The sequence below is a fragment of the Pseudomonas putida genome (assembly GCF_001976065.1).
GTDB lineage: Bacteria > Pseudomonadota > Gammaproteobacteria > Pseudomonadales > Pseudomonadaceae > Aquipseudomonas > Aquipseudomonas serbica.
In genome coordinates, this window is sequence record NZ_MNAH01000004.1 from 127,315 (window position 1) to 148,244 (window position 20,930).

19 protein-coding genes are annotated in these 20,930 nt (G+C 60.8%); 9 read left to right on the forward strand and 10 right to left on the reverse strand.

The features are described from left to right. Positions 1–62 precede the first annotated feature (62 nt). On the reverse strand, positions 63–1,163 hold the full coding sequence (gbcB, locus tag BKX96_RS15790; RefSeq protein ID WP_046818719.1) for a glycine betaine monooxygenase reductase subunit: 1,101 nt from the start codon (positions 1,161–1,163) through the stop codon (positions 63–65). A gap of 296 nt (positions 1,164–1,459) precedes the next feature. Between gbcB and gbca the strand changes: the two genes are divergently transcribed. Beyond that, complete coding sequence (gbca, locus tag BKX96_RS15800; protein ID WP_046818249.1) at positions 1,460–2,755, forward strand: glycine betaine monooxygenase oxygenase subunit; 1,296 nt, start codon at positions 1,460–1,462, stop codon at positions 2,753–2,755. 820 nt (positions 2,756–3,575) lie between these two features. Here the strand turns inward: gbca and BKX96_RS15805 are convergent. The 8 genes from BKX96_RS15805 to BKX96_RS15840 form a co-directional block, all read right to left on the reverse strand. Beyond that, complete coding sequence (locus BKX96_RS15805) at positions 3,576–4,463, reverse strand: RHS repeat-associated core domain-containing protein (protein WP_077184627.1); 888 nt, start codon at positions 4,461–4,463, stop codon at positions 3,576–3,578. A 157-nt stretch (positions 4,464–4,620) separates the two neighbouring features. Next, entirely contained in the window at positions 4,621–5,187 is a 567-nt protein-coding gene (locus BKX96_RS15810) for a GNAT family N-acetyltransferase (RefSeq protein ID WP_077184629.1), read from the reverse strand. A gap of 112 nt (positions 5,188–5,299) precedes the next feature. Beyond that, positions 5,300–6,070: an electron transfer flavoprotein subunit beta gene (etfB, locus tag BKX96_RS15815; RefSeq protein WP_046818251.1), complete on the reverse strand. Its 771-nt coding sequence runs from the start codon at positions 6,068–6,070 to the stop codon at positions 5,300–5,302. Positions 6,071–6,085: 15 nt separating this feature from the next. Further along, complete coding sequence (etfA, locus tag BKX96_RS15820) at positions 6,086–7,306, reverse strand: electron transfer flavoprotein subunit alpha (protein ID WP_046818252.1); 1,221 nt, start codon at positions 7,304–7,306, stop codon at positions 6,086–6,088. After that, entirely contained in the window at positions 7,306–9,255 is a 1,950-nt protein-coding gene (gene dgcB, locus BKX96_RS15825; RefSeq protein ID WP_077184631.1) for a dimethylglycine demethylation protein DgcB, read from the reverse strand. The genes etfA and dgcB overlap by 1 nt, the downstream gene beginning before the upstream one ends. A 171-nt stretch (positions 9,256–9,426) precedes the next feature. Further along, positions 9,427–11,487: a dimethylglycine demethylation protein DgcA gene (gene dgcA, locus BKX96_RS15830; protein ID WP_046818254.1), complete on the reverse strand. Its 2,061-nt coding sequence runs from the start codon at positions 11,485–11,487 to the stop codon at positions 9,427–9,429. Between the two features lie 15 nt (positions 11,488–11,502). Further along, positions 11,503–12,033: a 4-vinyl reductase gene (locus BKX96_RS15835; RefSeq protein WP_046818255.1), complete on the reverse strand. Its 531-nt coding sequence runs from the start codon at positions 12,031–12,033 to the stop codon at positions 11,503–11,505. A 78-nt stretch (positions 12,034–12,111) separates the two neighbouring features. Further along, a complete protein-coding gene (locus tag BKX96_RS15840) occupies positions 12,112–13,089 on the reverse strand; it encodes a dipeptidase (protein ID WP_008033250.1) in 978 nt (325 codons plus the stop codon). Positions 13,090–13,325: 236 nt separating this feature from the next. On the opposite strand from BKX96_RS15840, the gene BKX96_RS15845 reads away from it, so the two are divergent. Continuing rightward, on the forward strand, positions 13,326–13,727 hold the full coding sequence (locus BKX96_RS15845; protein WP_046818721.1) for a lysozyme inhibitor LprI family protein: 402 nt from the start codon (positions 13,326–13,328) through the stop codon (positions 13,725–13,727). Between the two features lie 59 nt (positions 13,728–13,786). Then, positions 13,787–14,203 (forward strand): DUF3010 family protein, encoded by a 417-nt coding sequence (locus BKX96_RS15850; RefSeq protein WP_046818256.1) that lies wholly within the window; start codon positions 13,787–13,789, stop codon positions 14,201–14,203. A gap of 122 nt (positions 14,204–14,325) precedes the next feature. On the opposite strand, the gene BKX96_RS15855 is transcribed toward BKX96_RS15850, so the two are convergent. Then, positions 14,326–15,270, reverse strand: a complete 945-nt coding sequence (locus BKX96_RS15855; RefSeq protein ID WP_046818257.1) for a GlxA family transcriptional regulator — start codon at positions 15,268–15,270, stop codon at positions 14,326–14,328. Between the two features lie 194 nt (positions 15,271–15,464). Between BKX96_RS15855 and BKX96_RS15860 the strand changes: the two genes are divergently transcribed. The 6 genes from BKX96_RS15860 (at position 15,465) to BKX96_RS15885 (ending at position 20,901) form a co-directional block, all read left to right on the forward strand. Next, positions 15,465–16,409 (forward strand): choline ABC transporter substrate-binding protein, encoded by a 945-nt coding sequence (locus tag BKX96_RS15860; protein WP_046818258.1) that lies wholly within the window; start codon positions 15,465–15,467, stop codon positions 16,407–16,409. Positions 16,410–16,482: 73 nt separating this feature from the next. After that, positions 16,483–17,370 carry a 3-dehydrocarnitine:acetyl-CoA trimethylamine transferase CdhC gene (cdhC, locus tag BKX96_RS15865; protein WP_077184634.1) on the forward strand — a complete coding sequence of 296 codons (888 nt, stop codon included), beginning with the start codon at positions 16,483–16,485 and terminating at the stop codon, positions 17,368–17,370. A gap of 142 nt (positions 17,371–17,512) precedes the next feature. Continuing rightward, positions 17,513–18,478 carry an L-carnitine dehydrogenase gene (locus tag BKX96_RS15870; RefSeq protein WP_077184635.1) on the forward strand — a complete coding sequence of 322 codons (966 nt, stop codon included), beginning with the start codon at positions 17,513–17,515 and terminating at the stop codon, positions 18,476–18,478. Between the two features lie 124 nt (positions 18,479–18,602). Beyond that, entirely contained in the window at positions 18,603–19,079 is a 477-nt protein-coding gene (locus BKX96_RS15875; RefSeq protein ID WP_077184637.1) for a thioesterase family protein, read from the forward strand. A 12-nt stretch (positions 19,080–19,091) separates the two neighbouring features. Then, positions 19,092–20,255 carry a gamma-butyrobetaine dioxygenase gene (locus BKX96_RS15880; RefSeq protein ID WP_077184640.1) on the forward strand — a complete coding sequence of 388 codons (1,164 nt, stop codon included), beginning with the start codon at positions 19,092–19,094 and terminating at the stop codon, positions 20,253–20,255. A 379-nt stretch (positions 20,256–20,634) separates the two neighbouring features. Then, complete coding sequence (locus tag BKX96_RS15885; RefSeq protein WP_046818263.1) at positions 20,635–20,901, forward strand: hypothetical protein; 267 nt, start codon at positions 20,635–20,637, stop codon at positions 20,899–20,901. The last annotated feature ends 29 nt before the right edge of the window (positions 20,902–20,930 follow it).

Here is a 20,930-nt window from a genome sequence, read left to right on the forward strand (position 1 = left end):
GTGTCTTGTGTAACTGACAGCACTTATTAAACACACTTGAATATGTGTCGATAGTACCAGGGTCAAAATTCGATCCGCACATCCCCCTTCGGCACACTGCAGCACGACAGGATGTACCCTTCGGCTTCGTCTTCCTCGGTGATCCCGCCGTTGTGTTCCATCTCCACTTCGCCGCCCAGCTTCAATACTTTGCAGGTGCCGCAGATGCCCATGCCGCAGGCTTTCGGGATCAGCAAACCCGCCTTCGCCGCCGCTGCGTGAACGGTTTCGCCCGGCGCAATGCGAATGCTTTTCCCCGATGCGACGAATTCCACCTGATGCAGGTCCGCCACATCGAGTTCCGGTGCATCGGCCGCCTGTTCGGCGTGTTCCACTGCGTCGGCACGCGCCTCTGGAGGGGTCGCGCCGAAGGACTCCTCGTGGTAACGCGACATGTCGAAGCCAGCGCCTTCCAGCAAACGCTTGACCGCATTCATGTACGGTGTCGGGCCGCAGCAGAACACTTCGCGCTCAAGGAAGTCCGGCGCCATCAATTCAAGCATTCGCTGGTTGAGGTAACCGCGATAACCGGCCCAGGGCTCACCCATGCCATGCTTCTCGCAGATCAGGTGCAGGCTGAAGTTATCGATCCGCGACGCCATGTGTTCCAGCTCGCGGTGGTAAATGATGTCCTTGGGCGAACGGGCGCTGTGGATAAACACCATGTCGACATTGCCGTTGGTGTCGTAGAACCAGCGTGCCATGGACATGACCGGCGTGATACCCACACCGCCGCTGAGGTAAAGCACCTTTGGCGCGGTGAAATCCATGGCATTGAACAACCCGACCGGCCCGTGCACCGCCAGCTCCTGGCCTTCGTGCAAGGTGTCGTGCAGCCAGTTGGACACCTTGCCGCCCGGCACACGCTTGATGGTCACCGAAAAGCTGTACGGTACCGACGGCGAGCTGGAAATGGTGTATGAACGCATGATCGGCTGGCCTTCGATTTCCAGCTCCAGGGTGACAAACTGCCCCGGCTTGAAGAAGAACAGGATCGGCTGGTCGGCCATGAAGCAGAAGGTACGCACATCCCAGGTTTCCTGGATGACTTTGACGCAACGGACGATGTGCCGACCATTGGCCCAGGTCTGGGTGGTTACCGGGTTCAGGAAGCTGTTGGACATGCTGATCTCCACGGCCGACTGTCGGCCTTCATGTTGGCGATTCTGCGTATAGCGCGAAACACCCATTTACCTATCTGCGACATTCACATGCTTATCGCGACCAGCCCCCAACTACCGGGGCTTGCGCGTCGGGAACAGATTGCACCATGTCGCCCATGGATAAGGTTCTGGCCAGCGCCGGCCCCACACTCGCCCCATACCAAGACACATTCTTTACACCTTGCGTAGCTACCCACAGCAGTACACCTGATCAGCCACTTTTCGCGGCCACGCAGATGGCCTTGAGGAAATACACGATGGACGTCACTACTACCCTGAGCCTGGGCGATCCGCTGGAACCCGCACGCAAGGCCACCGCGCAGATGCTGCAAGAGCGCGAGCGCACCTTCTCGCTGCCACAGCCGTTCTACTCTGACGAGCGCCTGTTTGATATCGACATGCAGGAAATCTTTCAGAAAGAATGGTTGATCGCCGGCATGACCTGCGAAATCCCTGCCAAGGGCAACTACCTGACCCTGCAAGTTGGCAAGAACCCGATCATCGTGATTCGTGGCGCGGAAGGTGTAGTGCACGCATTCCATAACGTCTGCCGCCACCGTGGCTCGCGCCTGTGCACCAGCGAAAAAGGCAAGGTCGCCAAGCTGGTTTGCCACTATCACCAGTGGACCTACGAACTCGACGGTCGCCTGCTGTTCGCCGGCACTGAAATGGGCGCCGATTTCGACATGAAGCAATACGGCCTGAAACCGGTGAACGTGAAGACCGCTGGCGGCTACATCTTCATCAGCCTGGCGGAGAATCCACCGGCCATCGATGACTTCCTCTCGACGCTCAGCCATTACATGGAACCGTACGACATGGAAAACACCAAGGTGGCAATCACCACCACCTTGATGGAAAAAGCCAACTGGAAACTGGTGCTGGAAAACAACCGCGAGTGCTACCACTGCAACGCGTCGCACCCGGAACTGCTGAAAACCCTGCTGGAATGGGACGACGTCACCGACCCACGGGCCGACCAGGCGTTCAAGGATCACGTGGCCGCTTCTGCTGCTGCCTGGGAAGCCGAAAAGATCCCTTACGCCCACGCCAGCTTCGGCCTGCGTAACCGCATCGTGCGCATGCCGCTGCTCAAGGGCACCGTGTCGATGACCCTGGACGGCAAACAGGGCTGCGCCAAGCTCATGGGTCGCATCAAGAACCCCGACCTGGGCTCGATGCGCATCCTGCACCTGCCGCACTCGTGGAACCACTGCATGGGCGACCACATCATCGTGTTCACCGTGTGGCCGATCAGCGCCCAGGAAACCATGGTCACCACCAAGTGGATCGTCCACAAGGATGCCGTTGAGGGTGTGGACTACGACGTGGAGCGCATGCGCCAGGTCTGGGACGCCACCAACGACCAGGACCGTCGCCTGGCTGAAGAGAACCAGCGCGGGATCAACTCCACTGCGTACCAACCAGGGCCTTACTCCAAGACCTATGAGTTTGGTGTGGTGAATTTTGTGGATTGGTACAGCGAGCGCCTGCTGAGCAACCTCGGGGCTGAGCCTGCGCCGTATCTCAAAGGGGTTCCTGTTCAAGGCTGATCAAGGTCTAAAGCATCGCGAGCAGGCTCGCTCCCACATTGGCATTGTGTCGTTCACAAATCCCCTGTGGGAGCGAGCCTGCTCGCGATGGCGTTCTCCCAAACACCGAATCCTTTCCCCGCGATATTCCACATTTTTTAGAACTGTACGAAATATGATCTATTTCGTTCGGAGCTATGCAACGCGCGCCTCTCAGCCTTCCGCGAACAAGTTATCCACACCTCCACCCACAGCAAATGGGGACAACTGTGGAAATGCGCAGATTTTTTCCACACAAAGCAAAGAAAATCCGTGACTTATCCAAATCCAGCGTTTCTCGTAGCCACTGATCATTTTTTGATCTAAGACTCGAAAGCCGCACTGCGCCTGGCCTGCAGAGGTTCGCGAACACCTTATCCACAGATGCGCCAACAGAGATTGGGGGCAACTTCGAGCGCGCTGTGGAAAACCGCTGAAAGCCGCGATATTTCTAGCTTTGTGGGCGGTTAGTGGGTGAATAAAGGCGATTTGATCATTTTTCAACCAACAGCCTGAAAGACATGAATCTAAAGGCCTACAGCGTTAAGCGAACATCTTATCCACAGAAGCGCCAACAGAGATTGGGGGCAAGTGCTGATCAATCAACAGCCTTTCCCCCAGGAAAACACCATAAAAAACCACAGGTTAGACTGGTTGTTTTTTAGCCATCCGACTGCAGGGCACGGTTTGCAAGGGTTGCAACGAGGCGCGAACATGTTATCCACAGAAACGCTAACAGGGATTGTGGGTAACCCCCTCAGCGCTTCCCCTTCATGGAATTCAGGGGATAAGTGCAGCAGTGCTAAAAGGACTTCCTGCGTTTCAAATCGGGTGTCCCGGCTTGTCTGATGGAAAGGCCAGAGGTAACTGGATCACCCTGCGCCTGAGCACTTTCAATCCTTCGCATTGGAATGACAACCGTATCGGAAGCCTGCGCATGCGCAGGGACAGCAGCGGGTAACTTCGGCGGAGTTGGAAATGCCGTTCCCTTGACGAGGTTTCGGACGTTATTTCTAACGGTCGTCCACAGCGTTCGTCCACGTAGACCATTCACTATCGCCGGAACGTATCGAACCATGGTTGCTACCGCAGACACTGTCGTAGCAGCGTTAGAAACATAAACAGCAGCAGGTAATCCCGCTAACTGGCCAACCGTACCGACCATAGCAGTGCTTGATGCCACGGTACTCAGCCGCGCAGCGTGCAGCATCCAGCCGACCGCTTTCGCTCCCACGAGATTGGTCGTCACTATCCCGGCATGCAACGCGGTGGTGGCCCACAGCTGGATGGTTCTGGCAATGACTTGCCCATATTCTCCTGTGGGATCTGTGAAGTTGACCGGATCTCCCGCGCAATAGACATAGGCATTCACCCCGCCCCTCCCAAACGGACTCAACCGATCCGGACTGTGAAACCGCATCAACCCCGGGTTATAGACCCGATGGCCATTGCCCAGGTGATACCAACCCGTAGCCCCTTCCTTGAACTGTCCGTTGAACCCCAGGTGCGTCTCACTCCGTCTCAGGCCGCTTTGCAGGCCATAGGGGGAATACGCGAAGGGGTTCGGTCCGCTGCGGTCCAGTTCGGCCAGCACGCTTTGCTGCAGGTCGCTGGCGAGCAGCAGGGTTCGAGGGGACCGAATATCTGTCACGGAGGGTTTTAGAGGTTGGGCGTTGCGGGCGACGGGCATCAGTAGCGTCCTTGATGAGACCTGATAACCCGCGGGGTGATACCTGGCATTGAAAGGCCCGGTTCGAGAAAGCGGGTACCAACTGATCGGTACCCTAACAAACCGCCATTAAAGGCAACACTATCAGTTCTGCTAGGGTCGCCTGCCACCGAACCCGCTAGGGCCGATACATCAGATAGGCTTCACCCGTAACCCGAATCATCGGATGCGGCGTGATTTGGCAGGTATCGACGATGCGAAAGCCGTGGCGCTCATAGAAGCGCCGGGCGCCGGTGTTCGCGGCGTAATCGATCAGGCTCAGGCCATTGAGCCCGAGCCGGTTGGCGCGGTCGTAGGCGTACGCAAGAAACTGCTTGCCCAGCCCCTGGTTGCGCCAGCCCTCATGCAGCGCCAGGCTGGAAATATACAGGGTGTCGGGGATTTCCATAGTGGCGTACGGCGCCAGCACCGGGTCGGTCACCGGCGCCGCGAACGGATCGTGACGCATCGCGTAGCTGTGCAGCATGCCGATGACTTGCCCATTCGCTTGCGCGATCAGGCAGTTCTGCCAGGAGAAGTCCACATCGTCGCGGGCGTAACGCTGGGCTCCAACGTCCAACAGATCCTGGCCAGGCTCCGCTATCTGGCTCCAGATGTAATCCGCAGCCCCCTCCGAGGAAATCTGGAACAAACGCGCAATTTCTCGCGCATCCGCGCGCACTGCCGAACGAAACTCAACCGCCATTTATGGGAACTCCACCAATCATTGGGCGCCCGTTTCAACGTGGGCGCTTATGGCGCAGCAACGCGCCGGAGGGAACGTTATTTTTCCGGGTGCTGCAGCTTGAAGTTCAATGTCACCGCACCACGCCCTCTTCGATCAGCAATTTGAGAATCGCTTCAGCCCCCGCCTGAGCCGTAACGCCCTTCAACACCTGCCCACCCCCACCGCTGGCCTTGGCCGTCGCGGCTTTCATGCGGTCGGCACCACTCTTGGCCTTGATCACCTTCAAGCGTTTGGGTCGTGGCTTGGCCGGTTGCAGGGTGGCGACCGCCAGTAGTTCATCGTCGACGATCTCCACGTCCGCGGCCTGCAAGACCCCGCGTCGGGCCGGGCCGTAGGCGCTCTGCCGAGGCTTGGGTGCGGCGTTATCCACAGTCGCCAGGAACGGCAGACGAACTTTCAAGCGACGACGCTGGCCGCGGGGCAACGCCTGCAATACCAGCGCCGAGCCTGCATCGATCGACTCGACCTGCGCGAGCCCCACCACCAGCGGCCAGCCAAGGCTTTCGGCCAGCAGGAACGGCAACATGCCCGAGCCCTCACCGGTTTCCGCCTGGCTGCCGGTCAAAACGACTTGAGCGCCGGCATCACGTAAATACGCGGTCAACGCCGGCAGCGCATCGGCGCCCTCCGGTTGTTCCAGTACGTGCAGTTGCTCAAGGCCCATGCCCAGATACGCGCGCAATGCAGGCTCGGCGACATCGCCGGCATGCAGCACCTGCAAGTTATCCCCAGCCAGTTGCAAACCCAGTTCCACCGCCCGCGCATCCTGTTCCGCACGTCGTGGTCGACCGGAAGTCGGGTGGGCGCCGATGGACACCAGGCTGATGATTTTCGTGCTCATAACCCTTTCCTTCCCTTAAGCCGCATCGCGCTTGGCGTCGTTGCGGTAAGCCTCTACCGCCGCGATCAAGGCTTGAAGAATCTCGGCGCTCTCGCCGATCACCGACAGGTCGGCCCGTTTGATCATGTCGCAGCCCGGGTCGAGGTTGATCGCCACCACCTTGTCGCAGGCACCGATGCCTTGCAGGTGCTGGATCGCCCCGGAGATCCCCACCGCCACGTAGACCCGTGCGGTGACCCAGGTACCGGACGCGCCGACCTGACGATCGCGCGCCATGAAACCGTCGTCCACCGCTACCCGGGACGCGCCTTCGGTGGCGCCCAAGGCTTCGGCGGTCCTGTGGAAAAGTCCCCAATCCTTGACCCCGTTGCCGCCGGAGAAGATGAATTCCGCTTCGGCCATCGGTATCGCCGCCGGGTCCACCGCCACCGCCCCCAGATCCTCGATGCGCGAGAGACTGCGGACGACGGCTGTGGATAACTCTACCGGCAAGGCTTCGTGACGGGTTTCGCTGACCGGCTCAGCGCATTCCACAGCGGCCAGAATCAAGCGTGCGAGCGGTCGCGCCAGGTCTTGCAACCCGGCGCCAGCACGGCCGATGCATTCCTGGTCCTTGACCTGCCAGACCCGCGTAGCCGGGCGTTCGCCCAAGGCGGCGGCGAAGCGCCGACCCAGTTCGCCACCACCGGTGCGACTGTCCGGAAGCAACCAGTGACGGGGGCTGAACTGGTTATCCACAGCCCGCAGACCCTGGACCCGTTGTTCCGGTGCATAACCACTGAATTGCTCGCCTTCGAGCACCAGCAGGCGATCGACGCCAGCCGTGGCGAAGGCATTTTCTTTGTGTTCGCCAAAGACCACGGCCAATACCGCGCCGTCCTTGCCGGCCAATTGATGAGCCAGGCCGAGCAAGTCGCGGTCGTGGCTGCTCAAGCGGCCACCGACCATGTCCGGCACCACGCTGATGTAGAAGGCCGGTGCAGGCACCTGATGCAGCGGCAATTGCACTTCGACGGCGGCGGTACGCTTGGTCGCGCCGCCTTGCTGGGCGCCGCTGCGGTCGATGCGCTTGATCCCGTTGGGGCCGATGAAGCCGATGCCGTGGGGGTTCTTGCGGATGATGCCGTTAGGCCCCATCCAGCTGTGCTGCGCCGGTTGCATGGCCGCGTGCAGCGGATGCAGGCGGTTGCGGGCGATCCATTCGGCCCGGGGGTCGCGGCGGATAATGTCGCTCATCAATGCACCTCCGCAGGTTCACGTTGGGCTGGTGTGGCCGGCTTGCTCGGTGCCTGGTCTTCAAGCAACGCGTCGGCCACCAGTTCGGCAATGTCCTTGATCAAGGGGCGCGGCTCTACCACGCCTTCCAGCATCGCGGTGCACTGCGGGCAGCCCACGGCCACCAGTTCGGCGCCCGTCTCGCGGATGTCTTCCATGCGCATGTCGGGGATACGCTGCTTGCCTGGAATGTCAGTGATCGGCGCGCCGCCGCCACCGCCGCAGCAGCGCGAACGGAAACCGGAGCGTTGCATCTCTTTCACTTCGATGCCGAGCGCGCGCAGGACCTGGCGCGGTGCCTCGTATTCGCCGTTGTAACGGCCGAGGTAGCATGGGTCGTGATAAGTCACGCTGTCGCCCTTGTGTTGACCGAGGCTCAGCGCGCCGGCGCCGATGATTTCTGCCATGTAGGTGCTGTGGTGCTGCACCAGGTAGTTGCCATCGAACGCGCCGTATTCGTTTTTCAGCACGTGGAAGCTGTGCGGATCGCAGGTGACGATACGGTTGAAGCTGTACTTGGCCAGGGTCTGGATGTTGCGTTTGGCCAGCAACTGGAAGGTTGCCTCGTCACCCAGGCGCCGGGCCACGTCGCCGCTGTCGCGCTCTTCGAGGCCGAGCACGGCGAAGTCGATTTTCGCCGCTTTCAGCACTTTGACGAAGGCGCGCAGAGTGCGCTGGTTGCGCATGTCGAAGGCGCCGTCGCCAACCCAGAACAGCACGTCGGTGGATTTCTTTTCGCTGAGCAGATTGAGGTTCAGGTCTGCCGCCCAGTTCATCCGTCCGCCGGGGGCGAAACCGCCCGGGTTGTCGGTGGCGATCAGGTTTTCCAGGACTTCGGCGCCCTTGTTTGGCGTGGCGCCTTTTTCCAGGGTCAGATGCCGACGCATGTCGACGATGGCATCGACGTGCTCGATCATCATCGGGCACTCTTCGACGCAGGCGCGGCAGGTGGTGCACGACCACAGGGTTTCGGCATCCACCAGACCGTTGACGATCGGTTGATGCGGATTGCCAGCGTGCTCGCCAATCGGTTTGCCCGGATACGGGCTGCCGGCGAACTTGGCATCAGTGCCACCAGCCAGGCCGACAACCATGTCCTGGATCAGTTTTTTCGGGTTCAGCGGCTGGCCGGCGGCGAACGCCGGGCACGCGGCCTCGCATTTACCGCACTGCACGCAGGCGTCGAAGCCGAGCAGCTGGTTCCAGGTGAAATCCTTGGGTTTTTCCACGCCCAGCGGTGCGCTCGGGTCGTTCAGGTCCAGCGGTTTCAAGCCGGTGGAACGACCGCCGCCAAAGCGCTCGGCGCGACGGTGCCAGGCCAGGTGCAGGGCACCGGCGAAGGCGTGCTTCATCGGCCCACCCCAGGTCATGCCGAGGAACAACTCGGACACGCCCCACAACACACCGATACCGAGGATCACCGCTAGCAGCCAACCGCCGAAATTTTCCGGGAGGATCCCGGCCACCGGCAGGGTCACCAGGAAGAACGACACCGAGAATGCCAGCAGGCTTTTCGGCAGGCGCATCCAGGGGCCTTTCGACAGGCGCGCAGGCGGGTTGCGCCGACGCAGGTAAACGAAGATCGCGCCGACGAACATCACTGCCGACATTAGCAGCAGCGCATAGCCGAGGAAGCGGTTATGCAGGCCGAAACCGTGCACCAGTATCGCCAGCACGACAGACGCCACCGCACCGCCGGCCGTGGCGACGTGGGTGTTGGCGATGTATTTGTCCCGCGCCACCACGTGGTGCAGGTCGACCATGTAGCGCTTGGGCATGGCGAACAGGCCGCCGATCAGGTCGACCTTCGAGGCCCGGCCCCGGCGCCACATGGCTACCCGCCGCAACGCGCCCAGGACCGCGAGGCCCAGGGCGGCGAACAACAGGATTGGAAGAAGGGTGTTCAACATGGTGGAGCTCCCAAAGACCGCAGGGTCTTGCAGGCCAAACTACCTGGATGCCTTGCCCGATTCCTGTGGGAGCGAGCCTGCTCGCGAAAGCGGTGGGTCAGTCGACATCAATGGCGGCTGACAGATTGCATTCGCGAGCAGGCTCGCTCCCACAGGGTTATCAACAAGCTCTTAGAAATCCTTGCACAACCGCAGTGCGTCATAGATGGCGGCATGCACGTTACGCTGGGCCACGCAGTCGCCGATGCGGAACAGCAGGTAACCGTCGCCGCTCTGTGCAAGGCAAGGTTGCGGCTTGATCGCGAACAAGGCTTCGACGTCGATCTGGCCCTTGTTGCGCGAGCCTTCCTTCATCGCGTAGTAGATTTCCTCGTCCGGACGCACGCCGTTCTCGATCACCACCTGATCCACCACCCGCTCCTCTTTGGCGCCGGTGTATTCGTTTTCCAGCACCGCCACCAGCTTGTCGCCTTCGCGGTAGACCTTCTCCAGCATCATGTCGCCGGTCATGATCACTTCTTTGGGGTACATGCTGCGGTAGTAGGTCGGGAACGACGTACCGCCGATGGCCACGCCCGGCTTGATGTCGTCGGTGACGATCTCGACCTGGCTGCCCTTGTCGGCGAGGAAGTCGGCGGTGGACATGCCGGTGAACTCGCAGATGGTGTCGTAGACCAGAACGTTCTTGGCAGGCGCAACCTTGCCGTCGAGGATGTCCCAGCTGCTGACCACCAGGCCTTCAGCCGCGCCCCAGTGTTCGTTCTGCTCGATGAACGGGTGACCGCCGACAGCCAGCACCACCACGTCCGGACGCAGGTCCATGATGGTCGGCGCATCTGCCGCGGTGCCCAGGCGCAGGTCGACTTTCAACCGTGCCAGCTCCAGCTGGTACCAGCGGGTGATACCGGCGATCTGGTCCCGTTGCGGCGCTTTCGAAGCAGTCGTGATCTGCCCGCCAATGAACTCTTTCTTCTCGAACAGCGTGACGTCGTGGCCACGCTCGGCGGCCACACGGGCGGCTTCCATCCCGGCAGGACCGGCGCCGACCACCACCACCTTGCGTTTAACGCCGGTGGTTTTCTCGATGATGTGCGGCAGGCCCATGTATTCACGGGAGGTCGCCGCGTTCTGGATGCACAGCACATCCAGTCCCTGGTACTGACGGTCGATGCAGTAGTTGGCGCCGACGCACTGCTTGATCTGGTCGATCTGGCCCATCTTGATCTTGGCGATCAGGTGCGGGTCGGCAATGTGCGCGCGGGTCATGCCGACCATGTCGACGTAACCGCCCTCCAGAATCCGCGTGGCCTGGTTCGGGTCCTTGATGTTCTGCGCGTGCAGCACCGGAACCTTGACCACTTCCTTGATGCCGGCAGCCAGGTGCAGGAACGGCTCCGGTGGATAACTCATGTTGGGGATAACGTTGGCCAGGGTGTTGTGGGTGTCGCAACCCGAGCCCACGACGCCGAGGAAATCGAGCATGCCAGTGTCGTCGTAATACTTGGCGATCTGTTTCATGTCCTCATGGGACAGGCCATCCGGGTGGAACTCGTCACCGCAGATGCGCATGCCCACACAGAAATCGTCACCGACCTCGGCGCGCACGGCTTTCAACACTTCCAGGCCGAATTTCATGCGGCCTTCAAAGGTGCCGCCCCATTCGTCGGTACGCTTGTTGACCCGCGGGCTCCAGAACTGGTCGATCATGTGCTGGTGCACGGCCGACAGCTCGACACCGTCCAGGCCCCCGGCCTTGGCGCGGCGCGCGGCCTGCGCGTAGTTGCCGATCACCCGCCAGATTTCTTCCGGCTCGATGGTCTTGCAAGTAGCACGGTGCACCGGCTCGCGCACGCCCGATGGCGACATCAGGGTCGGCCAGTTGAAGCCGTCCCAGCGCGAACGCCGGCCCATGTGGGTAATCTGGATCATGATCTTGGCGCCGTGCTTGTGCATGGCGTCGGCCAGATTCTGGAAGTGCGGAATGATGCGGTCGGTGGACAGGTTCACCGAACTCCACCATTCCTGCGGGCTGTCGATGGCCACGACGGACGAACCGCCGCAGATCGCCAGGCCGATCCCGCCCTTGGCCTTCTCTTCGTAATACTTGACGTACCGGTCGGTGGTCATGCCGCCGTCGGTGGCATAGACCTCGGCGTGCGCGGTGCTGAGCACGCGGTTGCGGATGGTCAGTTTGCCGATCTGGATCGGCTGGAACATTGCTTCGAAAGCCATGGCGGGATCCTCGACTTACAACGGCTTGACGATGAACAAGCCGTCTTCGTGGCCCTCTTCGGAGCCACCGTAGACTTGCTCGGCCACGGTGCGGATCTTGCTGCCGCGAGCGGCCAGGATCTGATCCATGGCCCCGGCGAACCAGCCGGTGAACATGTAGTCGACCTTGCGCCCGACCTTGCCGTACACGTAGACAAAAGCGGAGTGCTCGAGCTTGACGCTGGCGGTGCCTTTGTCGAGGTCGATGTCCTGGATCTTGAACAGGCCCCAACCCCGCTGCGACAGGCGCTTCATGTAGTGCTCGAACACCGCGACGCCTTCCAGGCCGTGGCATTCGGCTTCTTTTTCACACCAGTGCCAGGCGGACTTGTAGCCGGCCTTGTAGAGGATCTCGGCATAGGCGTCGGCGCCCAGCACTTCCTCGATGCCCATGTGGTTGTTGACGAAGAAATGACGCGGCACGTACAGCATCGGCAGGGCGTCGGACGTCCAGACACCGGTTTCGCTGTCGACTTCGATAGGCAATTGCGGGGCGATCTTGGCCATGGAAACTTAACTCCAGAAAAATTTTGGTGTTGCCTGCGGCGCGAATGGCCGCAGGTAAGGATTCAGAAGTGCGGCGGCTTATTCGCCCCAGACGTCTTTCAAAACGTTGACCCAGTTCTCGCCCATGATCTTGCGCACCACGCGCTCGGAATGGCCGCGCTTGAGCAGGGTTTCGGTGAGGTTCGGGAACTCGCCGACGGTGCGGATGCCCAGCGGGTTGATGATCTTGCCGAAGCTGGTCAGGCGGCGGGCGTAGCCCTTGTCGTGGGTCAGGTATTCGAAGAAGTCCTGGCCATGACCCTGGGTGAAGTCGGTGCCGATGCCGATGGCGTCTTCGCCGACGATGTTCATGGTGTATTCGATGGCTTCGGCGTAGTCGTCGATGGTCGAATCGATGCCCTTGGCCAGGAACGGCGCGAACATGGTCACGCCGACGAAACCGCCGTGGTCGGCGATGAACTTGAGCTCTTCATCGGACTTGTTGCGCGGGTGGATCTTCAGGCCCGACGGCAGGCAGTGGGAGTAGCAGACCGGCTTCTTCGACTCGAGGATGACTTCTTCGGAAGTCTTGGAGCCGACGTGGGACAGGTCGCACATCACGCCAACGCGATTCATCTCGGCGACGATTTCGCGACCGAAGCCCGAGAGACCGCCGTCACGCTCGTAGCAACCGGTGCCCACCAGGTTCTGGGTGTTGTAGCACATCTGCACGATACCGACGCCGAGCTGCTTGAACACCTCGACGTAGCCAATCTGATCTTCAAAGGCGTGGGCGTTCTGGAAGCCGAAGAGGATGCCGGTCTTGCCCTGCTCCTTGGCCTTGCGGATGTCGGCGGTGGTGCGCACCGGAATCACCAGGTCGCTGTTTTCGCGGATCAGTTTCTGGCTGGCGGCGATGTTGTTGACAGTGGCCTGGAAGCCTTCCCACACCGACACGGTGCAGTTGGCGGCGGTCAGACCGCCCTTGCGCATGTCTTCGAACAGCTCACGGTTCCACTTGGCAATGATCAGCCCGTCGATAACGATGCTGTCGGCGTGCAATTCGGCTGGGCTCATCAGGCTGTCCCCTTGTTGGCGATTCATGCGCCGAATCGTCTGCCGGCGCTTTGGGGCCAGCATATGCCTGAGGGACGGGACAGCCGGGTGCAAAAACGACAGGGGAATTGCCGAAAGCGTCAATCCGCGACAAAGGGTCGTCGCAAGGCACAATTGCCGACCTGTTCAAGGCCTTCCGCTTGGGCCAGAATTCGCCGCATCACTTGATGCTTCACTGGATGGGAGCGGCAACGCACATGAAATTCATCTTCCTGGCATTGGCACTGATGGCGACCGGCGTACACGCCGCCGAAGAGTCCGAAGACACCCCCTGCGACAAGGTCGAAAACGACATCCAGACCCTGGAGTGCTCGGCCTTCAACAAAACCACTGCCGAAGACTTGCTGGGCGAGAACTACAAGAGCCTGGCCGAGCGCATGCAGTCGCTCTACGGCAAGAACCCGTCGCAACTGGCCGACATCACCGCCCGAATCAAGGCCGCGCAACAACAATGGCTGAAAACCCGCGACGCCGACTGCGCCATCGAAGCCTTCCCGGCCGCCGCCGGCAGCAAGGCGTTCACTATTGCGCAGAACGATTGCGTGGCGCGGATGAGCGATGAGCGGTCGGAGTTTTTGGAGTCGATCGGGCAGGAGTGACGACTGCTATTGAACTTGAGCTGTAAGCTTCACGCCTTCAGCCAGAAAAGGGATTCAACATGAAAGTCTGCGGCATCGAAATCAAAGGCAGCGAAGCGATCATTGCCGTGGCAACCCTCGAAGGCTCGGCACCGGGCCATTTGGCGCTCGCAACCAAGAAAATCGCCCTCGACGATGACGACGAAGCCGCCAACGTCAAAGTGTTCGCCGCTCAGGTTGCGTCTTTTGTGCGGGAGAATTCGATTGATCGCATTGCGATCAAGAAGCGCAGCAAGAAAGGTGAGTTTGCGGGTGGGCCGACGACGTTCAAGATCGAAGGGGTTTTCCAGTTGCTGGAGAATTGTGAGGTGACGCTGTTGTCGCCGCAGACGATCAATGCCCAGGCCAAGAAGCACGGTTTTGAGCCACCGGCGACGCTGAACAAGTATCAGCATGAGGCTTACAAGGCGGCGTGTACGGCGTTGGTGAAGAAGTAAAAGCGAAAACAGATCAAAATGTGGGAGCGGGCTTGCTCGCGAAGGCGCAGTGTCAGTCGCCATCATTGTTGATGACACACCGCTTTCGCGAGCAAGCCCGCTCCCACAGGGTTCCAAGGTGTCTAGGCTTTTGCGGTACGCCGATCTTCCCGCGGGCAGCGCTCAAACTTCGCCCGATAACTGCGGGTGAAATACGACGGCGATTCAAACCCGCAGGCGATACTCACTTCCAGCACACTCATGTCCGTTTGCCGCAGCAACTGCCGGGCCTTTTCCAGCCTTAATCGCAGATAGAAATTGCTCGGTGTGTCATTCAAATGCAGGCGGAACAATCGTTCGAGTTGCCTGCGCGTCACCTTGATCGATTCCGCCAATTCCAGCGTACTCAGCGGCGGTTCGCTGTGCTGCTCCATCTCACCGATCACATGAACGAGCTTCTTGTTACTGATGCCATAACGCGTAGCGACTTCCATGCGCTGGTGGTCCTTGCGCGGGCGGATGCGGCCGAGCACGAATTGTTCGCTGACCTGGATCGCCAGTTCGGGACCGTGGGCCTGGGCGATCAGATCCAGCATTAAATCGATGGAGGCGGTGCCGCCAGCAGAAGTGATGCGCCGACGGTCGATCTCGAACAACTCCTGGGTGACGCTGAGCTGCGGATAAGACTCCTTGAAGGCGTCAATGGCTTCCCAGTGCAGGGTCAGGCGATGGCCGTCGAGCAGGCCGGCTTCGGCGAGGATAAAACTGCCGGTGTCGATGGCGCCGAGGGTCACGCCTTCAATGTCCAGCCGACGCAGCCAGTGCTCCAGCACCGGGGTGGCAAATTTCAGCGGTTCGAAGCCAGCGACTACCAGTAATGTCGCGCCCTTCTTCAGCGGCTCCAGCGCCGCGTCGGCGTTGACCGACATGCCGTTGCTGGCCAGCACCGCCCCGCCATCGGCGCTCAACACATGCCAACGATACAGCTCGCCACGAAAGCGATTGGCCACCCGCAACGGCTCGATGGCCGAGATAAATCCGATGGCCGAGAAACCCGGCATCAACAAGAAGTAGAAATCCTGGGACATGGCGCTCTCGATGGACGGGTAGCGTGAGGACGTTGATACGCCACTTGCAACAGCCATTCAAGAGCACAGGTCGCCGCAGTGCAAGTGCTGGTCGCCGCAGTGCGCTTTCATGGCTGATTTGCTGCGTAACGTGTCATCACCGGCGCACAAAGACGACCGGACCCACAATAATGAAACTGCCGAGGAACCTGAGAATGAAACGACTGATCAGCAGCTGTGTTCTTGCACTCAGTGGTACCGCTTTGCTGAGTGCCAGCGTCATGGCCGCGGAACCCGCCTCATGCCAGAACGTGCGCATGGGCGTGGTGAACTGGACCGACGTGATCGCCACCAGTGCGATGACCCAGGTATTGCTCGACGGCCTCGGCTACAACACCAAACAAACCAGCGCCTCCCAGCAAATCATTTTCGCCGGGATCCGCGATCAGCGCCTGGACCTGTTCCTGGGTTACTGGAACCCGCTGATGACCCAGACCATCACCCCATTCGTCGACGCCAATCAGGTCAAGGTGCTTGAAGCGCCAAACCTGCAAGACGCCCGTGCCACCCTCGCCGTTCCGACCTATCTTGCCGACAAGGGCCTGAAAACCTTCGCCGACATCGCCAAGTTCGAAAAAGAACTGGGCGGCAAGATCTACGGCATCGAACCAGGTTCAGGCGCCAACACCCAGATCAAGGCGATGATCGCCAAGAACCAGTTTGGCCTCGGCAAGTTCCAGCTGGTGGAGTCCAGCGAGGCCGGCATGCTCGCCGCCGTGGATCGCGCCGTGCGCCGCAAGGAAGCCGTGGTGTTCTTCGGCTGGGCGCCGCACCCGATGAACGTCAACGTGCAGATGACGTACCTCACCGGCAGCGACGACGCCCTCGGCCCGAACGAAGGCATGGCCACGGTCTGGACCGTCACTGCGCCGAAATACGCCGAACAGTGCCCGAACGTCGGTCGCCTGCTGAGCAACCTGACATTCACCGCCGAAGACGAGAGCCGGATGATGCAGCCGCTGCTGGATCACAAGGACGCCTTCGAGTCGGCCAAACAGTGGCTGAAAGATCACCCGCAAGACAAACAGCGCTGGCTCGAAGGCGTGACCACCTTCGATGGCAAGCCGGCGGCTGAAAACCTCAAGCTGACCAGCAAATAAACCTGACCTGAACACCGCTTCGCAGCCCGACAGGGCTGCGAACCGACTCATCACGCCTGTAAGGAACCGCCTCATGAACCACGACGTCATCATCACCTGCGCACTCACCGGTGCTGGCGACACGACCGCCAAGAGCCCACACGTGCCGGTCACCCCGAAACAAATTGCCGCTGCCGCCGTGGAAGCCGCCAAGGCCGGCGCCACCGTGGTTCACTGCCATGTCCGCGACCCTGAAACCGGCAAGTTCAGCCGCGACGTGGCGTTGTACCGCGAAGTGATGGAGCGCATTCGCGAGGCCGACGTCGACATCATTGTCAACCTTACCGCTGGCATGGGCGGCGACCTGGAAATCGGCCCAGGTGAGAAGCCGATGGAGTTCGGCCCGAATACCGACCTGATCGGCCCGCTGACCCGCCTGGCCCATGTCGAAGAACTGCTGCCGGAAATCTGCACCCTCGATTGCGGGACGCTGAACTTCGGCGATGGCGACACCATTTATGTTTCCACCCCGGCGCAGCTGCGTGCTGGCGCCAAACGCATCCAGGAGCTGGGCGTGAAGGCCGAGCTGGAGATTTTCGACACCGGTCACCTGTGGTTCGCCAAGCAATTGATCAAGGAAGGCCTGCTCGACAACCCGCTGTTCCAACTGTGCCTGGGCATCCCGTGGGGCGCGCCGGCCGACACCACCACCATGAAAGCCATGGTCGACAACCTGCCGGCCGACGCGGTCTGGGCCGGTTTCGGCATCGGCCGCATGCAAATGCCGATGGCCGCACAAGCCGTGCTGCTGGGTGGCAACGTGCGGGTCGGGCTGGAAGACAACCTGTGGCTGGACAAGGGCGTACTGGCGACCAACGGCCAGCTGGTCGAGCGCGCCGGTGAAATCCTCAGCCGCCTCGGTGCCCGCGTCCTGACCCCGGCTGAAGGCCGCAAGAAAATGGGCCTGACCCAGCGCGGTTGATTGCACTTACACCCAACCCCTGTAGGCGCCGGCGTGCCGGCGAAGAGGCCGGTACATCCGCCGCATTTTCTGCGGTGCTGAAATCGCCTTCGCCGGCAAGCCGGCTCCTACAGTGGATCACCGAAATCTTCAGGAAGTTGCCATGACCTTCATTACCGAAATCAAAACCTTCGCAGCGCTGGGCAGTGGTGTCATCGGCAGCGGCTGGGTGTCCCGCGCCCTCGCCCATGGCCTGGACGTAGTGGCTTGGGATCCGGCGCCGGGTGCCGAGGCCGCCCTGCGCAAACGCGTCGCCAATGCCTGGGGCGCGCTGGAAAAACAAGGCCTGGCACCCGGCGCCTCGCAGGATCGCCTGCGTTTTGTCGCGACCATCGAAGAGTGCGTGCGCGATGCCGATTTCATCCAGGAAAGCGCCCCTGAACGCCTTGAACTGAAACTGGAACTGCACAGCAAGATCAGTGCGGCGGCCAAGCCAAATGCCTTGATCGGCTCCAGCACCTCCGGCCTGTTGCCCAGCGAGTTCTACGAGAGCTCGACCCACCCGGAACGCTGCGTTGTCGGGCACCCGTTCAACCCGGTTTACCTGTTGCCACTGGTGGAAGTCGTCGGCGGCAAGAACACCGCCCCCGAAGCCGTGCGAGCAGCGATGAAAGTCTACGAATCCCTTGGCATGCGCCCGCTGCACGTACGCAAGGAAGTGCCGGGATTCATCGCTGACCGCCTGCTCGAAGCGTTGTGGCGCGAGGCGCTGCACCTGGTCAACGACGGTGTGGCAACGACCGGCGAAATCGACGACGCGATCCGTTTTGGCGCGGGTCTGCGCTGGTCGTTCATGGGCACGTTCCTGACCTACACGCTGGCCGGCGGTGATGCCGGTATGCGCCATTTCATGGCGCAGTTCGGCCCGGCATTGCAGTTGCCGTGGACCTATCTGCCAGCACCTGAGCTGACCGACAAGTTGATCGACGATGTGGTGGACGGCACCAGCGATCAACTGGGCAAACACAGCATTTCGGCGCTGGAGCGCTATCGTGATGACTGTCTGCTGGCCGTGCTGGAAGCGGTGAAGACCACCAAAGAGAAGCATGGGATGGCATTTGCCGAATAATGAGCCCCGCAGGTCTGGCCCCTTCGCGAGCAGGCTCGCTCCCACAGGCTTGCGCCGTCCTTGTGGGAGCGAGCCTGCTCGCGAAAGCGGCGGTCCAGTCACCACCAACATTGGAACCGGAATCATGCCCACCCTCACCACCTACCAGACCAAAATCATCCCCGACTGGGTCGACTACAACGGCCACCTGCGCGATGCCTTCTACCTGCTGATCTTCAGCTACGCCACCGACGCCCTGATGGACCGCCTCGGCATGGACAGCAACAACCGCGAAGCCAGCGGCAACTCACTGTTCACCCTGGAGCTGCACCTCAATTACCTGCATGAAGTGAAGCTCGACGCCGAGGTCGAAGTACACACGCAGATCATCGCCCATGACGCCAAGCGCCTGCACCTCTATCACAGCATGCATCTGGTGGGCGACGACAAGGAGCTGGCGGGCAACGAGCAGATGCTGCTGCACGTCGACCTCGCCGGGCCACGCTCCACGCCATTCAGCGAAGAAACCCTGGGCAAACTGCAGGCCATCGTCGCCGAACAGACCGACCTGCCCGCTCCCGCCTACATCGGCCGAGTGATTGCATTACCGGCAAAAAAATAACAAGGAGATCGCATGAACACCGCCGCCGCTTTTGCCGACTTCCGTACTTATCCATTGATCAGCGCGCTGGCAGGCGTGCAGACCATGGCCGATCATGTCCTGGTCAAGTGGGCTGACCACCGCGCCAGCCCCTTCCACCACCCCTGGCTGCGGGACAATTGCCCGTGCCCGTCATGCGTCTACACGGTGACTCGCGAACAGGTGCTGGAAATCGTCGATGTGCCAGAAAGCCTGATGCCTGTCGAAACCAGCATCAATGCCGAAGGGTGCCTGAGCATCCAATGGCAGGATGGCCATCTCAGCCGCTTCGACCCTGGCTGGTTGCGGGCCCACGCCTATGATGACGAATCGCGCGCCGAGCGCTTGGCCGGCAAGCCAAAAGCCAGGCTTTGGCACAGTGATTTGCAGTTGCCGGTGTTCGAATACCAAGCGCTGATGAACGACAACCAGGCGCTGTTGCAATGGCTGCTGGCCGTGCGCGACACCGGCCTGACCCAGGTGCGCGGCGTCCCCACCGAGCCCGGCTCGCTGAAGCTGATGGCCCAGCGCATTTCATTCATCCGCGAGAGCAATTTCGGCGTGCTGTTCAACGTGCAATCCAAGGCCGATGCTGACAGCAACGCCTACACCGCTTTCAACCTGCCACTGCACAGCGATTTGCCGACCCGGGAGTTGCAACCGGGGCTGCAATTCCTGCATTGCCTGGTCAACGATGCCGAAGGGGGCGAGAGCATTTTCGTCGACGGTTTTGCCATCGCCGACGCCTTGCGCCTGGAGGACCCGGAAGCCTTCAGGAGCCTGTGCGAGACCCCCGTGGAGTTTCGCAACAAGGACCGCCACAGCGACTACCGTTGCCTCGCGCCGATCATCGCCCTGGACGCGTTGGGGCAGGTGTCGGAGATTCGCATGGCGAACTTTTTGCGAGGGCCGTTCGATGCGTCGGTGGAGCAGATGCCCAAGCTGTATCGCGCCTATCGCCGCTTCATTGCGATGACTCGCGAGCCCCGATTCAGGTTGATGCAAAGGCTTAATCCCGGCGAGCTCTGGTGCTTCGACAACCGCCGTACCCTGCATGCGCGCAATGCGTTTGATCCTGCCACTGGCGCCCGGCATTTCCAGGGGTGTTATGTAGATCGGGATGAGTTGTTATCGCGCATCCTCGTGTTACAACGCTAAACCGCGTCATCGTTCTTCGCGAGCAAGCCCCTCCCACATTGGATCTTTGAACGACGCCGATCCAATGTGGGAGCGGGCTTGCTCGCGAAGGCGTCAGTCCCGACACTACATTTCGTGTTGATTCACAGGCAAAAAAAAGCCCCGATCAAGCCGTGACAGGATCGAGGCAGAGGGTACTGTTGAGGAGCTGCCGTGGGAAGGTGACCAAACCCTCGTGAAGCAAGCTGGGTCCAGTGTGCCGACTCTCAGCGCAGGGAAATAGCACGAAAACGACCTGTTCATAGTCAATGCTGCCATCACGACAAATCGCCCTTGCCGCCACTGCGTGCCACTACCAGAATCGAACCACGACATCATTCCCAGAAGAAGGATTAGCGTCATGATGCACGCCGATTTGATAGACCAGGAAGACCTGTTGGGCCAGCTCAAGTCATTGGGCTTCCAAGTGCCGACCGGCGCCACCGCCCAGCAGGCTTGCGAGTGTGCCGTGCGGGGTTTGAACGATGAGCGGGCCATCGTGCTGCGCACCATGGTCAAGCAGATGTACACCAGCAGCGCGACGATCCTGCCGGCGGTGCGCCAAGCCATTGATAAGCAGTTGTTGCCCGCGTTGGCGGAATATCAACAGAGCCACACCGCCCGTTAATACGCCTTCGCGAGCGAGCCCGCTCCCAC

Excerpts from the sequence above, each read along its gene's own strand:
- BKX96_RS15885 (WP_046818263.1), top strand. The coding sequence starts at position 20,635 with ATGATGCACGCCGATTTGATAGACCAGGAAGACCTGTTGGGCCAGCTC.
- BKX96_RS15835 (WP_046818255.1), bottom strand. The coding sequence starts at position 12,033 with ATGGCCAAGATCGCCCCGCAATTGCCTATCGAAGTCGACAGCGAAACC.
- gbca (WP_046818249.1), top strand. The coding sequence starts at position 1,460 with ATGGACGTCACTACTACCCTGAGCCTGGGCGATCCGCTGGAACCCGCA.
- dgcB (WP_077184631.1), bottom strand. The coding sequence starts at position 9,255 with ATGTTGAACACCCTTCTTCCAATCCTGTTGTTCGCCGCCCTGGGCCTC.
- BKX96_RS15855 (WP_046818257.1), bottom strand. The coding sequence starts at position 15,270 with ATGTCCCAGGATTTCTACTTCTTGTTGATGCCGGGTTTCTCGGCCATC.
- cdhC (WP_077184634.1), top strand. The coding sequence starts at position 16,483 with ATGAACCACGACGTCATCATCACCTGCGCACTCACCGGTGCTGGCGAC.
- BKX96_RS15880 (WP_077184640.1), top strand. The coding sequence starts at position 19,092 with ATGAACACCGCCGCCGCTTTTGCCGACTTCCGTACTTATCCATTGATC.
- BKX96_RS15845 (WP_046818721.1), top strand. The coding sequence starts at position 13,326 with ATGAAATTCATCTTCCTGGCATTGGCACTGATGGCGACCGGCGTACAC.
- gbcB (WP_046818719.1), bottom strand. The coding sequence starts at position 1,163 with ATGTCCAACAGCTTCCTGAACCCGGTAACCACCCAGACCTGGGCCAAT.
- BKX96_RS15840 (WP_008033250.1), bottom strand. The coding sequence starts at position 13,089 with ATGAGCCCAGCCGAATTGCACGCCGACAGCATCGTTATCGACGGGCTG.
- BKX96_RS15875 (WP_077184637.1), top strand. The coding sequence starts at position 18,603 with ATGCCCACCCTCACCACCTACCAGACCAAAATCATCCCCGACTGGGTC.
- etfB (WP_046818251.1), bottom strand. The coding sequence starts at position 6,070 with ATGAGCACGAAAATCATCAGCCTGGTGTCCATCGGCGCCCACCCGACT.
- BKX96_RS15860 (WP_046818258.1), top strand. The coding sequence starts at position 15,465 with ATGAAACGACTGATCAGCAGCTGTGTTCTTGCACTCAGTGGTACCGCT.
- BKX96_RS15810 (WP_077184629.1), bottom strand. The coding sequence starts at position 5,187 with ATGGCGGTTGAGTTTCGTTCGGCAGTGCGCGCGGATGCGCGAGAAATT.
- BKX96_RS15850 (WP_046818256.1), top strand. The coding sequence starts at position 13,787 with ATGAAAGTCTGCGGCATCGAAATCAAAGGCAGCGAAGCGATCATTGCC.
- etfA (WP_046818252.1), bottom strand. The coding sequence starts at position 7,306 with ATGAGCGACATTATCCGCCGCGACCCCCGGGCCGAATGGATCGCCCGC.
- BKX96_RS15805 (WP_077184627.1), bottom strand. The coding sequence starts at position 4,463 with ATGCCCGTCGCCCGCAACGCCCAACCTCTAAAACCCTCCGTGACAGAT.
- BKX96_RS15870 (WP_077184635.1), top strand. The coding sequence starts at position 17,513 with ATGACCTTCATTACCGAAATCAAAACCTTCGCAGCGCTGGGCAGTGGT.
- dgcA (WP_046818254.1), bottom strand. The coding sequence starts at position 11,487 with ATGGCTTTCGAAGCAATGTTCCAGCCGATCCAGATCGGCAAACTGACC.